Below are 14,558 nucleotides of genomic sequence, written 5' to 3' on the forward strand. Positions count from 1 at the left end.
GGCGCCGGCCGGGCCCGACGGCGGCGGCCCGCTCAGGCGCCCGGGCGCTCCCCGCGCGCGATCGCGGTCATCTCCTCGCGGGGCACGACCTTGACCCGCTCGCGCCCGGCGGCCTCGCCCAGGGACCGCTCGTACGCGTCCAGCACCTGCCACTGCGCCCAATCGACGACCGGCACCCCGCGCGCGGTCAGGAAGTCGGTGACGGCCTGCGGCTCCGGCTCGACGGCGGTGCGCAGGTCCGGCGCCTGCCCGCCGTCCCCGGCGAGCACGTCCTCGACGAGGTGGCGCACCGTCTCGGTGGCGTCGGACTTGGTGTGCCCGATCAGGCCCACCGGGCCGCGCTTGATCCACCCGGTGGCGTACACGCCCGCGACGACGTCACCGTCCACGTCGACGACCCGGCCGGCGCGGTTCGGGATGACGCCCGCGGCGTCGTCGAAGGGGATGTCCACCAGGGGCGAGCCGAAGTAGCCGACCGCCCGGTAGACCGCCTGGACCGGCCAGTCGTGGTGCTCCCCGGTGCCGCTCGCGGTGCCGTCGCCGTTCAGGGCGGTGCGTTCGGTGCGCAGGCCGACCACGTGCCCGTCCTCACCGAGCACCTCGACCGGGCGGTGCAGGAAGTGCAGGTGGATGCGTCGGCTCGCGGTGAGCTCCTCGGGCTCCTTCAGCGTCCAGTCGGTGAGGGTCTTGACGACCTGCTTGGTCTGGTTGGAGGAGTGGATGGCGGCCATCGAGCCGTCGTCGAAGTCGAAGTCCTCGGGGTAGACGACGATGTCGACGTCCGGCACGTGACCCAGCTCCCGCAGCTCGAGCGGGGAGAACTTGACCTGGGCCGGGCCGCGGCGGGCGAAGACGTGCACGTCCGTGACCGGCGACGCCTTGAGCGCCTCGTAGACGTTGGCCGGGATCTCGGTCGGCAGCAGGTCGTCGGCGTGCTTGGCCAGGATCCGGGCCACGTCGAGCGCGACGTTGCCCGCGCCCAGCACGGCGACCTCGCGGGCCCCCAGCGGCCAGGTGCGCGGGACGTCGGGGTGGCCGTCGTACCAGGAGACGAAGTCGGCGGCGCCCAGGGACTCGGGCAGGTCGATGCCGGGGATGTCGAGCGCGGCGTCCCGGATCGAGCCGGTCGAGAAGATGATCGCGTCGTAGAACTGGCGCATGTCCTCGAGCTTGAGGTCCACGCCGTAGTCCACGTTGGCGAGCAGCCGGATGTCCCCACGGTCCAGCACCTTGTGCAGGGCGACGATGATCTGCTTGATGCGCGGGTGGTCGGGGGCGACGCCGTACCGGACCAGGCCGAAGGGGGCGGGCAACCGCTCGAGGAGGTCGATGCTGACGTCCAGCTCCGTCTTCGACAGGATGTCGGCGGCGTAGATGCCGGCGGGACCGGCGCCGACGACGGCGACGCGCAGGGGTCGGGTGCTCACGAGCGGGGACCTTCCGGGTCGGGGACTCCCGCCGGCGCAGGTCCGACGCGAGCGCGGTGGCGTGCGGCCGGGCGGGGTTCTCACCCGCGAGTCTACGGCGTGAGGTGAGGGAAGCCTTACGACGGCGGGTGTGACGCCGGACCACCCGCTGGCGTGGCGAGGCGGCCGCGGCGCCGCGGGGACTAGGTTCACCCGGTGAGCTCGACCCGCGGCACCGATCCCGCCGTCTCCACGCCGGTGCCCGCACCGGCCCTGCCCGACCGCACCGGGCTGGCCCTCGGCGCCGGCGCGTACCTGCTGTGGGGCGTCCTGCCGCTCTACTTCCCGCTGCTGCAGCCGGCGGGCGCGGTGGAGATCATCGGGCACCGCATCGTCTGGTCGCTGGGCTTCTGCGTGCTGCTGCTGGTGGCCACCCGCACCTGGGGCACGTTCGTCCGGGTGCTGCGCACGCCCCGCACCCTCGGGCTGCTCGCCGTGGCCGCCGTCCTCATCGCGGTGAACTGGACGGTCTACGTGTACGGCGTGCTGACCGACCAGGTGGTCGACGCCGCCCTCGGGTACTTCATCAACCCGCTGGTCACCGTGCTGCTCGCGGTCTTCGTGCTGGGTGAGCGGCTGCGGCGCGCGCAGTGGGTGGCGCTGGCCTGCGGGACGGTCGCCGTGGTGGTGATCACGGTCGGCTACGGCCGGCTGCCGTGGATCGCGCTGTCGCTGGCCTTCAGCTTCGGGCTGTACGGGCTGATCAAGAACCGCGCCGGGCGGACGGTCCCGGCGGTCACCAGCCTGGCGGTCGAGACGCTGGTGCTGCTGCCGTTCGCGTCGGCGTACCTGGTGGTCCTGGCGGCGAACGGCACGGGCAGCTTCGGGGCGCACGGCACCGGGCACGTGGTCGCACTCGTCTCCAGCGGTGTGGTCACCGCGGTGCCGCTGCTGATGTTCGGCTCGGCGGCGCGCCGGCTGCCGCTGTCGGTGGTCGGGATGCTGCAGTACATCGCGCCGACCATGCAGTTCATCATCGGCGTCGTGGTGCTGGGCGAGCAGATGCCGACGGCGCGCTGGGTCGGGTTCGGACTCGTGTGGGTCGCCCTCGTCCTGCTGACCGCCGACGGGCTGCGCACGGGCCGGGCCGAGGCCCTCGCCCGGCGGACCGCGGCACGCGCCGCGGCCTGACCGGCCGGCGGACCCACCCCGGGCCCCGGCCGCCGACCGCGGGCTCACGCCAGGCGGGCGCCCGCCTGGATCGCGCGGATCTCGTCCAGGGTCCCGCGCAGCTGCTTCGCCGTGCAGGTCCCGGTCAGCTGGACGACGTCGACGGCGGCCCCGTGGTCGACGACGGTGAGGCGGGCCGCCTGCACGAGGCCGCCGAGCTGGGGGTGCTCGAAGGCACCCTCGATGCGGAAGCCGGGCAGCCCCAGCACGTCGAGCTCGGCCCGGCCCAGCTCGGCGTACCCCGACAGCGGCGCGATGCTGGCCAGCACCGCCTCGATCGCGTCGGCGAGGGTGCGTCCGGGGCCGAAGCGCGTGACCGAGACACCGACGAGCGGCTGGAAGCTGCGCGGCGGCACCCGCTTGGCGACCGCGAGCACGACCCCCGGCGCGACCAGCGGCACCCAGGCGCCGGGGTGGTCGAGCTCGATCGAGGGGAAGGCGGGGAAGGCCTCGCTGGGGAACCGCGCGGTCCCGGTCATCGGCCGGTCACCCGGTCGACACCGCCCGGGACGGCCGGGGCCCACGGGCTGACGGCCGGCGTGGTGAGCGCCGTCGGCGGTTCGACGGCGGTGGCCGTGGCACCCGTGCCGGCGCCCGTCGCGAGCTCGGTGACGGTGAACGCGTGGCCGCCGAACCCGACCGTCGCGCCCACCCGCAGCCGGACGCGCTCCTCGGGGACGCAGAAGATCTGCTGCCCGTCGGGCAGCGTCACGACGGTGCCGTTGGTGGACCGGCGGTCGACCACCCAGGCGCCGGACGTGTCGACGCCGAGCGCGAGGTGGGTCTTGGACACGGAGCGGTCGGGATCGTCCACGGCGACCAGTGTGCCCGGTGACTCCCCCGACCGCTCCACCGGGTCGCGCCCGACCAGGGCGTGGCCGGCGACGGTCACCGTGCGGCCGTCGAGGAGCACGACCTCGACCCAGGGCCCGGCGGGGCGCTCGGCAGGTGCCGCCGTCCTCGCGCCGGCGGGTCCGTCGGCGAGCGGTGGCCGGGGCACGGGCACGACCGGGGCGACCGGCACCCGCGGGACCGGGGACGCCTGGAGCCGGGCGGCGAGCGGCACGCGGGTCGGGACGGTGAGCGTCGCCGACCGCGGCACCGGCCCCGCGGGCCTGGGCTCGGGCAGCAGGCCGGCCGCCGTGGCCGCGGCCGGGGGCGCCGCCGGGGTGGGCGGCGGCCCGGTCGGTTCGGGCCGGGCGGCCGGGAGGGGCCGCTCGGTGGCGGTCGGTGCCGGCTCCGCGTGGCGTGCGTCGATCACCACGGTGCCGTCGGCGAGGTCGGACCAGCCCCGCACCAGCGCACCGACATGACCCACGGGGGCACCGGTCCGTGCGGAGACGGTGCGCAGGCCCTGGACCCGCTTGCCGACGGTCCAGCCGCGGGCGGCGTCGCTCCACGCCTGCACCGCGAGGGTCACGACGCCGATCACGGCGCCGGCGAGCACCAGCGCGGCGCGCACGCCGAGGCGGGGCCCGGCGGCACCGGCCAGCAGGGGCAGCGCCCCGCCCAGCACGGCGAGGACGCCCGGGAGCAGCACCGCCGCGTCGACGAGGTGGGCGGCCACCCGCCGGCCGGTCGGGGCGGGGACGGTGCCGGCGAGCGGCGTCGGGACCGTCCCCCGGGCGGGGGCGGGGAAGGCCGGTGCGGGCGCCCCGGGGACGGCGGCGTACGGGTGCGGTGTCATGACTCTCCGTCCCGGGGCGTGCGCCGCCGGGCTCGTGGGGTGGGGTGGACGGTCAGGTCGATGTGGTCGACGGTCAGGTCGGCGCTGTCGTCGGCGCGCGCGCCGGCCGGGACGCCGGGGGTCGTGTGCGGTCCGCGACGGCCGACCCCGCGGGGGTGGTCGCGGGGGTGGTCGCGGGGCCCGGTGCTCGCGGGACGGTCGCGGGCCGCCGTCGCACGGTGCCGGGTGCGGGCCTCGGGCCGGGTGGGTGGGACGGGCCGCGCCGAGGTGGTGCCCACGCCCGCCCGACCGGGCCGGCGCCGCAACGACGCGGTCGACCACCGGGCGCGCAGGCGCCGGCTGCGCGGCACGGCGGCGCGCAGCTCGGCGACGGCGGCGTCGACACCGGCCCAGAAGCCGTCCACCTCGGCGTCCGCGGGGCGGCCGGGCGCGAACACCACGGCGTCCGCCCGACCGGCCAGACCGGCGAGCGGCGCCCCGGCCGGGCCGGCGCCCCGGGCCAGCACCTGAGCCGCCTCGCGCCGGGTGCCGCCGGAAAGGACGGGCAGGGCGAGGTCGGCGGCGGCGTCGAGCACCTCCTCCCATCCCCCGACGACGCGGTCGACGGGGTCGTCGGCGGTGCGCCGGCGCCGCCGCCGACGGGCCCGCAGGGCCGCGAGCAGCAGAGCCGGTGCCAGCACGAGGACCAGCGGGGCGCCCGCGACGGCCAGGACCGTCGCGGCCCGCTGCCAGGCCGGGGCGACGTCGTCGCCGGGTGAGGGGTCCTCCGTGCGCGGCTGCTCCGTCTCCTCCTCCGGCGGCACGACCGGCTCCTCGGCCGGCGGCGGAGGCTGGACGACCTGCGGCTCGGGCTCGGCCTGGTCCTGCGGGGTGCGGTCGTCGGGGGTGCGGCTCTCGTCCGGCGTCGGGTCGAAGGGCACCCAGCCGTGGCCCGCGAACGCGATCTCGACCCACGCCTCGGCGTCACCACCGGTCAGCGTGACGTCGCCGCCGTCGTCGGGGTCCGGGCGCAGGCCGAGCACCACCCGGGCCGGCAGCCCCAGCTCGCGCGCCATCAGGGCCATCGCCGAGGCGTACTGCTCGCTGTCGCCGACCATGAGCTCACCGCTGAGCAGCGAGGTGATGCGGTCGGCACCGTGGCCGGACAGCGACGGGTGGTCGCCGGCCTCGGCGATGCCGTGGCTGAACCAGCCCCGCTCGGCCAGTCCCGCCTCGAGCGCACGGGCGACCTCCAGCGGCGTGGTCGCGCGGCCGGCCATCTCCTGCGCCACCAGGCCGACGACGTCGGGCACACCGGTGACCGGGGGCAGGTCGACGTCGGCGGCGGCCGCGGCGCCGATGGCGGCGTCGTCCGGCACGGTGGGCACGGTGGCGGCGAGTGCGTACCGGGCCCCGTCGGGGACGCCGCCGATCAGCACGGCCGCGTCGGTCGCCTCGTTGACGCGCAGCCGGTCGGCGAGTGCGCCGGACCCGACGCCGGTGCCGGTGCCGGTGCCGGTGCCGGTGAAGTCGATCGCGGTGGGGTCGCCCACGGTGGGCAGCCAGACCCCGGGCAGCGTGCGGACCTCGACGCCCACGGTGACCGCCCGGTCCGGGGCCACCGGTGCGGTACCGGGACCGGTGCCCGCGGGGCGGCGGAACGTGCCCGACCCCGAGGCGGCGCCCGGTGCGGACACCGACCACACGACGCCGTCGTAGGCGTCCAGGGTGGCCAGCCGGACCGGTGTGCCGGCCGGCAGGCCGCGGACCGTGACCAGCGGGGTGTCCGTCCAGTCCTTGACGAAGCGCCGGTAGCCGGCCAACGGGCTCGGCTGCTCGCGGGGGTCGAAGGGCGGCACGATCTCGTCGCGCACGACGTGCCGCGGCCGCAGCTCGCCGAGCGCCGGCCCGAGGACGGCACCCCCGGTGGCGGCGACCGCCGCGGTGAGCAGCAGCGCGACGACCCGGCGCGCGGCGAGCCGGCCGATCCGCCAGGACACCCAGGTGAGCAGCACCCCCGCGGTCACGGTGCCCCCGACGAGCGGGAGCACGGTCTGCCGGGTGCCGAGCACGAGGGCGAGGACCCCGACCAGCGCGGGGACCAGGGCCGCCGTCGCCGCGCGGGTCGGCGTCCGGCCCCGCAGCGCGAGGCCGACCGCCGCGGCGGCGCCGACGACCCCGAGCACGTACGGCGCGACCAGCGTGCCACCGCCGGCTCCGAGCGGCGCCTGCAGGGTCAGCACGTCCCGCCAGACCGTGACCGCTCCGGCGAGCACGGTGCGCACCGTGTCACCGGTCGGGACGACCCCGGCGACGGTGGTGGTCGGCGCCGCGAGCGGGCCGCCCGCGACGACGGACGCGACCAGCAGCACGGCCAGCGTGGACAGGGCGGTCCAGGCCCGCCAGGCCGCGACGGCCGCCACGGCGGCGCCGGTCACGAGGCCGCCGGCCAGCGCCGGCGCGGCCAGCCCGGTGGCGTACGCGGGGAGCAGGGGCAGCCCCGCCGCGGCCAGCGCGGTGAGCAGGACGGCCACGTCGACCAGCCGGTGCACCGCCGGGCGGGACCCGCCGGCCCGAGGGGCCGGGGTGGTGGCCGGTGCGGGCGCCGTGGCAGTCCAGCTGCCGGTGCCGGTGCCGGTGGTGGTGCCGGTGGTGGTGGTCATGACGCCACCACGCGGCGCAGGACGCGCGGCAGGTCCGCGAGCGCGGGCAGCCTGACCAAGGTGAGCGCGCCGTCGGCGCGGACGGCGACTGGGCCGGCGGCGTCGCACGCGACGACGACCGCGGCCGCGCCCGCGGGCAGCCGGGCCGCGTACGTGCGCAGCTGCGCCGCGTCGGCCGTCGACCCCGTCACCAGGACCACGACCGAGGCGTGCGGGACCGCGGTGGCGACCCAGGTCGCCAGGTCCCGCGCGCCGGGCCGGTCGGGACCGGGCTCGAGCCGGGCGCAGTCGTCCAGCAGCCGTCCGGGTGTCCCCGTGCGCAGCGCGCCGTCACCGCCCAGGACCGTCACCTCGCTCGCGTCCCGCAGGGCCGACAGGCCCAGCGACGCGGTCACCGACACGGCCAGCTCGAGCTCGTCGGTGTCGGCGTAGTCGGCCGGGTCCAGGGACAGCGCCACTGCGGTGTGGCTGCGGCGGGTGTCCTCGAACTGGCGCACCAGGAGCTCCCCGAGGCGCGCGCTGGACTTCCAGTGGATGTGCCGGCGGTCGTCCCCGGGGACGTAGTCACGCAGCGTGTGGAACGACAGGTCGCTGTCCGACAGCTCCCGGGTGGAGCGGCCCTCGAGGTCGCGCAGCCGCCCGTGGCCGCCGGCGGGCAGCGACACGACCTCGGGGTGCACGTAGAGGTCGACGGGGTCGGTCCACGCCAGTCGGCGGCGGACCAGCCCCCAGGGGTCGCCTCGCACCGACCGGACCGGGCCGACGACGACCACGCCGCGGCGCGACGTGGGCACCGCGAACACCTCCTCGTGCTCGGCGCCCGGGCCGAGCGACGGCAGCGGGAAGTCGGCGCTGCCCCGGCCGACCGGGAGCTCGACCAGGGCCGGCAGCAGCCGGCGGCGGGAGGTGTTGCGCACGGCGATCCGGCCGATCGCGCGGTCCCCGACCCGGACCCGGTCGCCGGACAGGTCCAGGCTGACCGCGTACGTCGAGCGGCCCAGGCTCATCACGCCGGCGCCGAGCAGCACCACGAGCAGGACGACGCCGGCGGTGGCGAGCTCGACCCAGCCGAGCCACCAGCCGCCGGCGCACGCGGCCAGCGCCACGACTCCCACCACCCGGCCGAGCACCGAGACGGGCAGCCGCCGGCGCCGGGCGCCGGACCGCCCGGCGGGCCGGGCGCGGTCCGGCCGGGACAGGGCGACGGGCACGGCGACCGGTGCTGCGAGGCGCGCGGCGACGGGGGCGGTGACGGGCACGGCGCCGGGGCCCCGGGGGTGGACGGTGGTCATGGTCTCGCCTCCCCGGGCGGTACGGCCGGCACCGCGGGGGTGGGGACGGGTGTGGGTGCGGGCGTCGGCGCCGACTCCACCAGGGTCGCCGTCGCCGCGCCCGAGGCGCTGGCGCCGCGCGCACCGACGGCACGGACCTCGACCCGCGGGGCCGCCGGGCCCCGCGGGACCACGAGCGACGCCTCGCGCACGGTCGGGTCGTGGGCGACCCACTCGCCGCCGTCGACCCGGACCCGGAAGCCGGTGACCGGAGTGCCGCCGTCGCGGCGCGGCGTCCAGCGCACGCGGACCCCCAGGGCGCCGTCGGCGGTCACGGTCGCCTCGGCGGTGACCGTGGGAGCCTCGGGCGCGGTGGTCACCGCGACGGGCGCGATCACCGCCCAGTCGCCCGCCTCGTCCCGCGAGCTCCACGCCCGGACCCGGAAGGTCGGGCTGGGTCCCGCGACCAGGCCGGGGACGACCACCGAGGTGCCGCTCACCCGGCCCACGCCCTCGACCTCGTAGCCGGTCACCGTCACACCCGTCCCGCCGGCGTCCGCGGGCGGCTGCCAGGTGAGCTCGACCCGGCCCGCACCCCAGGCGACGTCGGCGCCGCCGAGGTCGGTGGCGGCCGCGCCCTGCGGGGGCGTCGGGGCGCTCCAGGTCTCGGCCGTGGTCGAGCCCCACGCGGACCAGCCCACGGAGTTCCGCGCCCGCACCGTGACCGTGTACCGGTGACCGCGCTCGGCGTCGGGGAAGGACCACGTCGTCGCGGACGCCGGCAGGGTCGCGGCCGGTGCGCCGTCGACCGCGAGCTCGTACCCGGTCACGGGTGCGCCGTTGGCGTCGGGCGACGCCCAGGTGACCTCGAGCCGGCCTGCCTCACCACCGGCCGCGGCGTGGCGCACGGACGTCGGCACGGGGGCGGACGGCGTGGTCGCAGGCACCGCCGGCACCGACCACGGGCTCCAGTCCCCCGGCTGGGGGGTGCGGTTGTGCGCCCGGACGCGCACCACGTACTCCGTGCCGTTGGTCAGGCCGCGCAGCGTCGTGGTCGTCCCGGCCGTGGTCAGGGTGGCGCCGGCGGGCGGAGCGGGACTGACCTCGACGGTGTACCGGTCGACCGGCGAGCCGGGGCTGACCGTGGGCGCCCAGGTCGCCGTGAGCTGCCGGTCGCCGGGGACCACGACGGGTGCGGTGGCGGCCTCCGGGCGCGCGTCGGGACGCGCCACCGGGGACGCGGCGCTGTCGGCGGACCAGTCGACGGCGTTGCGGGCGGCGACGGTGAAGGTGTACTCGGTGTCGTTGACCAGCCCGTCGATCGTGCAGGTGGTCCCGGCGCACTCGCGCACCGCGCCACCCGGGCGCGTGGTGACCCGGTAGGACGTGACGGGCTCGCCGTTCGCGGCCGGTGCGTCCCAGGCCAGCACCACGGTGCGGTCGCGGGCCTCGACGACCCGCGGCGCGACCGGGGTCGCCGGGCGGCCGCGGACGACCACGGTCACCCGGCCGGTGACCTCGCGGGCGGAGTCGCCGGTGGCGTCCCGGACGGTGAAGCGGGTGACCATCGGCCCGACGAAGCCCGCGGCCGGGCGGACCGCGACCGCTGAACCCACCGCGGCGGCGGTCCCGGCGCCGGGCGTCTCGACGACGGCGTCCACCACGGTCAGGGGCGAGCCGGGGAACGGGTTGTAGGCGCCGTCGAGCACCGGCACGGTCGTGACCCGGTCCTCGACGCCGTCGGTGACGGTCCGCTCGACCACGCGGGCCAGCGGCCGGCTGCTCGCGCTGACCCGCAGCTCGACCCGGGCGTCGAGAGAGCCGGCGGCCCCGTACCCGATGGTCACCCCGAGGCTGCCGAAGGTGCCGCGCGCGGCGGTCGCCGCCGCGGACACCCGCAGCTCGGAGCCGTCCAGGGTCACGGTGAAGCCCTGCGGCACCGCGGAGGTGATCCGGTAGGTGTAGCCGGCCCAGCCGGCACCGCGGCCGACCGGGTCGGAGGTGAACGCGGTGAGGTCGACCCGGACCGGGGCCTCCCCCGGCGCGACGTCGATGGTCGACGGGACGAACGCCGGCGGGTGGTCCTCGACCGCGAGCACCGTGATGGGCAGGGTCAGCACGGCCCGGCGCTCCGCCGCGTCGCCGCTGCCGAGCCCGTCGGTGACCTCGACCGAGATCGACGCCGGCCCCGCGTACGAGCGCGGCGCGCGGTAGACGAGCGTGCGGTCGTCGAGCACCAGCGGGGAGCCGTCGGCCTTGGTCGCCTGGACCCGCGACACGTCGGTGACCGTGGCGGTGCGGCCGGGTGCGACCTGCACCTGCTCGGCGAGCGAGATGGGCAGCGGCTCGCCGGCGAGCACCTCCAGGCGCGGCGCCCGGGGCCGCAGCATGGGCGGGAAGTCGCCCCGTGCGGGGACGGTGATGAACGCCGTCGTCGCCAGGCCCGTGCCGCCGCTGGAGTTGGTCAGCACGTACGGCAGCGTCTGCGGCCGGTCGGCCAGGGTCACCACCACGGCTCCGGACGCGGTGACCCGCGCCGTGGCGGCGTCGGCCCTGTCGACCGAGACGACCAGGTCGGACAGCGGCCCGCCGGGGTTCTCCGCGACGGCGAGCACGTCGACCTCCACCTCGTTGCGGCCCACGGTCTCGGTCGCCGGCACGACGACGTCCCGGGCGACCGGGTGCTGCACGGTCGCCTCGGGGTCGACGGTGACGGTCAGCACGGCGGTGTCGTGCCCGCCCCGCGCGGTGCGGGCGGTGTACTCCACGTGCACCTCACCGGCCTCCTGCGGCGCCTGCACGACGACGCGGCGTCCCTCGACCCGGGCGTCCACCCCCGTGGGCGCGGCGATCTCGTCGTCGAGCAGCAGCTCACCGCCGTCGGGGTCGACGTCGTTGGTGAGCACGCGGACCTCGACCCGGCGGCCGGGCAGCACGGTCACGTGGTCGTCGCGTGCGACGACGGTCGGGGCGGTGGTGGGTCGCGGGGCGATGCCGACCCGGATGGTCGCGACCGCACGCTGCCCGACCCAGTCCTCGACCGCGTAGGTGAACTCGTCGGTGCCGACCTCGTTCGGCAGGGCCTGGTACTCGAGCCAGTCGGCGCCACGGTCGGTGATCCGCCCCTTGCCGGGCGCACGGTCCGCGCCGAGCAGCGTGACGCCGTCGCCGTCGGCGTCGATGCCCACCAGCGGCACCGGGATCCGGATGGTCTCCTCCTCGAAGGCCCGCACCGTGACCGGCACCGGGCGCGGCGGGGCCTTCGCGGCGGCGTCGGAGTCGTGCACCGTGACGGTGAGCACGGCCGACGTCGTGCTGGTGCCGTCCGTGACGCTGAAGGTCGCGCGGGCGGTCGTGGCGTGGTCGGGCGCGCGGAAGCGCAGCACGTCACCGGAGACGAACAGCTGGCCCTCCCCCGGCGCCGGCGTCTCGGCCAGCTCCCGGACCAGGGCCAGCCGGTCGCCGTCGGGGTCGGTGGCGCCGTCCAGGACCGGGATGGTGACGACGCCGCCGGCCCGGACCGTCGCGGTGACGTCCGGCACGACGGGGGCGCCCTGCACGCCGGCCGGGACGGGGACCACGAGCACCTGGCCGCTCGCGTCGCGCTCGCCGTCGGACACCACGTAGCCGACCACGACGGGGGCGGCCAGGTGCTGCGCGGAGCCGATCCGCAGCAGCCCGTGGGCGAGCGTGGCGACCTCCAGGCCGGACCCCTCGGGCACGTCGACGGACCGCAGGACCAGGACGCGGCCCGTGGGCGAGACGTCGTTGGCGAGCGGGTCCACGGTGACCTCGCCGCCGGCGGGCAGCAGCGCGCGGTCGGCGACGGCGACCGGGTCGGCGGACCGGTCGCGGCTCTCGCGCACGTCGACGCGGGCGACGCCGGTGGTCGCCTGCGTCCCGGCCGCGACGGTGAAGCCGACGTACAGCGGCCCGGGCCGCTGCGCGGTCAGCGTGAAGGTGCCCGCGGTCAGGTCGGGGACGACGGTGGCGCCCACGACCGGGTCGACGCCGACCAGCCGCGGCGCCTCCCCCGTCCCGCTGCGCACGGACGCGAGCGGGCGGACGGTCACGGGCTCGCCGACGTACGCCTCGGCGTGCACCGGGTCCACGACGGGCGCCACGGAGCCGGCCGGTCGCACGTCCACGCGCAGCTCGCCGGCCACGGTCGCGGTGCCGTCGGAGACGAGCAGCCGCACGGTCCGCACGCCGAGCGCGCCACCGCCGGCGACGTAGGTCAGGTGCCCGTCCGGTCGGCTGCGGACGGTCCCCTCGCCCTCGACGGTCGCCTCGGCGAGCACGAGCTCGTCGCCGTCCGGGTCGGCGAACGCGGGCAGCACGTCGGCCGAGACCTGGGCCCCCTGCTCGACGACGAGCGTGTCGATCCGCACCTGGCCGGGTGCGGTGCTGGTGCCGTCGGGGTGCACGGTGACCCGCACGGTCGCGGTCGACGGCGCCGCGCTGCCCCGGCCGTCCGTCACGGTGTACGTGAACGACTCCGTGCCGGTCGCACCGTCGGCGACACGCAGCTGCAGGGCGCGGCCGCCGTGCACGGCGGTGAGCTCGCCGAAGTCCGCCGGCAGCGGGTCGACCTGCGAGACGACCAGGACGCCGCAGTCGGAGGCGGCGTCGTTGGCGAGCACCGGCAGCAGCGTGGTGCGCCCGGGGCGCACGCCGAGGTCGTCGTCGGTGGCGGTGGGCGGCCCCGACTCCCCGGAGCACCGGGCCGCCGACGTGACTGCGCCCCGCTGGGTGTCGGAGTCCTCCTCGTCCGCGCTCTGGTCGTCCTGCGGGGCGATGTCCTGCCAGGACGGCTCACGCAGGTCGGGGTCCTCGGCGGGGACCCACACCCGGCCCCGCGCGGTGTCGTTGAGGACGACGACGGAGCGGTTGACGCGGAACACGAGCCGGTCCTGGGCGGTCATCCCCTCGAGGTCCAGCACCCGCGGCCGGTCGGTGCCGCAGCGGGTCAGGGAGCTGCCGGTCGCCGAGGCCCAGGCGGCGTACGCGCAGGTCCCGAGCCGGACCGGTGCGGCCGGTGCGCCGCTGCCGCCGGACGCGTGGCTGCGGACGGTGCCGTCGGCCAGGGCGACCTCGAGCAGCGCGGTGGGTCCGGCGACGAGCACGGTCCCGGCCGCCGGTCCCGGCTGCTGCAGGCGCAGGGGGCTGCCGTACGCGGCCAGGTCGACCGGGCCCGCCGGGGTGCCCAGGGTCGTGCCGGTCAGGGTGACCAGCTCGCCGCCGACCGCGGTGACCTGCTCGACCGGCCCGCCGGCGCCACCGGCCACCGGCTCGGCGGAGGCGACCACCCGGGTCCGGACGCCGTCGTCGTCCACGCGCAGGGTGCTGCGCACCCCGTCGGCGGCGACCGTGAGCACGTCACCGGTGCGGGACACGACCGCTGCGCCACCGGCGCCCAGCTCGGCGTCCGGGGGGCCGTCGGTCCCCAGGGACCCGAGCGCGTCCACGTGCCCGGCCCACAGCGACCCGTCGGCGGGGTCCACGACGGCGACCGTCCCGGCGGCCATGGAGACCCGGGCGCCGTCCGGCAGCGCAGCCCCGGCGGTCGTGGTCACGGCGGCCGGGTCCACCACGGCGAGCGCGCCCGGCTCGTGCACCAGCACGTCGGCGGCGTCCTGCAGGACGTCGACCTCGGGCGAGGTGGCCACCAGGCCGCCGTTGAGCTCGTCGACGGTCGAGCTGTAGCGACCGACGCCGAGGGTCGAGGCGTTGGTGAGCCACACGCCGCCGTCGTGCAGGTCGAGCTGGGAGACGGCCTGCCCCGGGTGCACGAGAGCCAGCACGGCCAGCACGACCGGGGCCGTGACGGCGGCGCCGGCGCGGGTCCAGGTGGCCCGGGTCCAGCCGGGCGGGGCCGGCCGCACCCGGCGGGCGAGGCGCACCTCGGGACGGCGACGGTCGCGGGTGGCGGCGCGGACGGCGCCGCCGGCCCGGGCGGGACCGGTCACGGCGTGCACGCCACGGCCGGGGTGGTGGAGGCGCGGCGGTCCGACCGGACGATCGACACCTCGACGCAGACCCGGTCGCCGGTGGGGGCCACCGTGACCTGGGTGTCGTCGACCAGCTCGAGCGGGCCGACCGCGCCCGCCTCGACGACCCCCCACAGGTAGCGGTCGCCGTCCTGCGGCTGGGGGTTGGTCCAGGTCACCACGGTCACGCCGTCGGCGCGGACGGCGGCACGCACGTCCACCGGCGCCGGCACCGCGGTCATGACCGCGCGCGGCGGCGCGGGGGCGACGCCCCGGTCGGCCGCCACGGCGCCGTCGGCCGCCGCGCCCTGCGCGAGCGACGCGGCGCCGGC

The 14,558-nt window shown here is 77.9% G+C and carries 7 protein-coding genes and 1 pseudogene; 1 reads left to right on the top strand and 7 read right to left on the bottom strand.

What is annotated here, in order from left to right:
- Positions 1–32: 32 nt before the first annotated feature.
- The gene (locus Q0840_RS03650; protein WP_298456527.1) at positions 33–1,427 is read right to left on the bottom strand and encodes an FAD-dependent oxidoreductase; all 1,395 of its coding nucleotides are present in this window, start codon (positions 1,425–1,427) and stop codon (positions 33–35) included.
- Between the two features lie 195 nt (positions 1,428–1,622).
- Here Q0840_RS03650 and rarD point away from each other — a divergent pair, with 195 nt between their 5' ends.
- Positions 1,623–2,597 carry an EamA family transporter RarD gene (gene rarD, locus Q0840_RS03655; RefSeq protein ID WP_298456530.1) on the top strand — a complete coding sequence of 325 codons (975 nt, stop codon included), beginning with the start codon at positions 1,623–1,625 and terminating at the stop codon, positions 2,595–2,597.
- Between the two features lie 44 nt (positions 2,598–2,641).
- On the opposite strand, the gene Q0840_RS03660 is transcribed toward rarD, so the two are convergent.
- The 6 genes and pseudogenes from Q0840_RS03660 to Q0840_RS03685 form a co-directional block, all read right to left on the bottom strand.
- A complete protein-coding gene (locus Q0840_RS03660) occupies positions 2,642–3,115 on the bottom strand; it encodes an LpqN/LpqT family lipoprotein (protein WP_298456533.1) in 474 nt (157 codons plus the stop codon).
- Complete coding sequence (locus tag Q0840_RS03665) at positions 3,112–4,323, bottom strand: RDD family protein (RefSeq protein ID WP_298456536.1); 1,212 nt, start codon at positions 4,321–4,323, stop codon at positions 3,112–3,114. The genes Q0840_RS03660 and Q0840_RS03665 overlap by 4 nt, the downstream gene beginning before the upstream one ends.
- Positions 4,320–6,965 carry a transglutaminase-like domain-containing protein gene (locus Q0840_RS03670; protein WP_298456540.1) on the bottom strand — a complete coding sequence of 882 codons (2,646 nt, stop codon included), beginning with the start codon at positions 6,963–6,965 and terminating at the stop codon, positions 4,320–4,322. The genes Q0840_RS03665 and Q0840_RS03670 overlap by 4 nt, the downstream gene beginning before the upstream one ends.
- A complete protein-coding gene (locus tag Q0840_RS03675; protein WP_298456543.1) occupies positions 6,962–8,257 on the bottom strand; it encodes a DUF58 domain-containing protein in 1,296 nt (431 codons plus the stop codon). The genes Q0840_RS03670 and Q0840_RS03675 overlap by 4 nt, the downstream gene beginning before the upstream one ends.
- Positions 8,254–14,205 (bottom strand): Ig-like domain-containing protein, encoded by a 5,952-nt coding sequence (locus tag Q0840_RS03680; protein ID WP_298456545.1) that lies wholly within the window; start codon positions 14,203–14,205, stop codon positions 8,254–8,256. Before Q0840_RS03680 ends, Q0840_RS03675 begins: the two co-directional genes overlap by 4 nt.
- Positions 14,202–14,558: pseudogene (locus tag Q0840_RS03685) on the bottom strand (serine/threonine protein kinase); the annotation flags it as partial. The gene Q0840_RS03680 and the pseudogene Q0840_RS03685, both read right to left, overlap by 4 nt.

The organism is uncultured Cellulomonas sp., assembly GCF_947494015.1.
Taxonomy (GTDB): domain Bacteria; phylum Actinomycetota; class Actinomycetes; order Actinomycetales; family Cellulomonadaceae; genus Pengzhenrongella.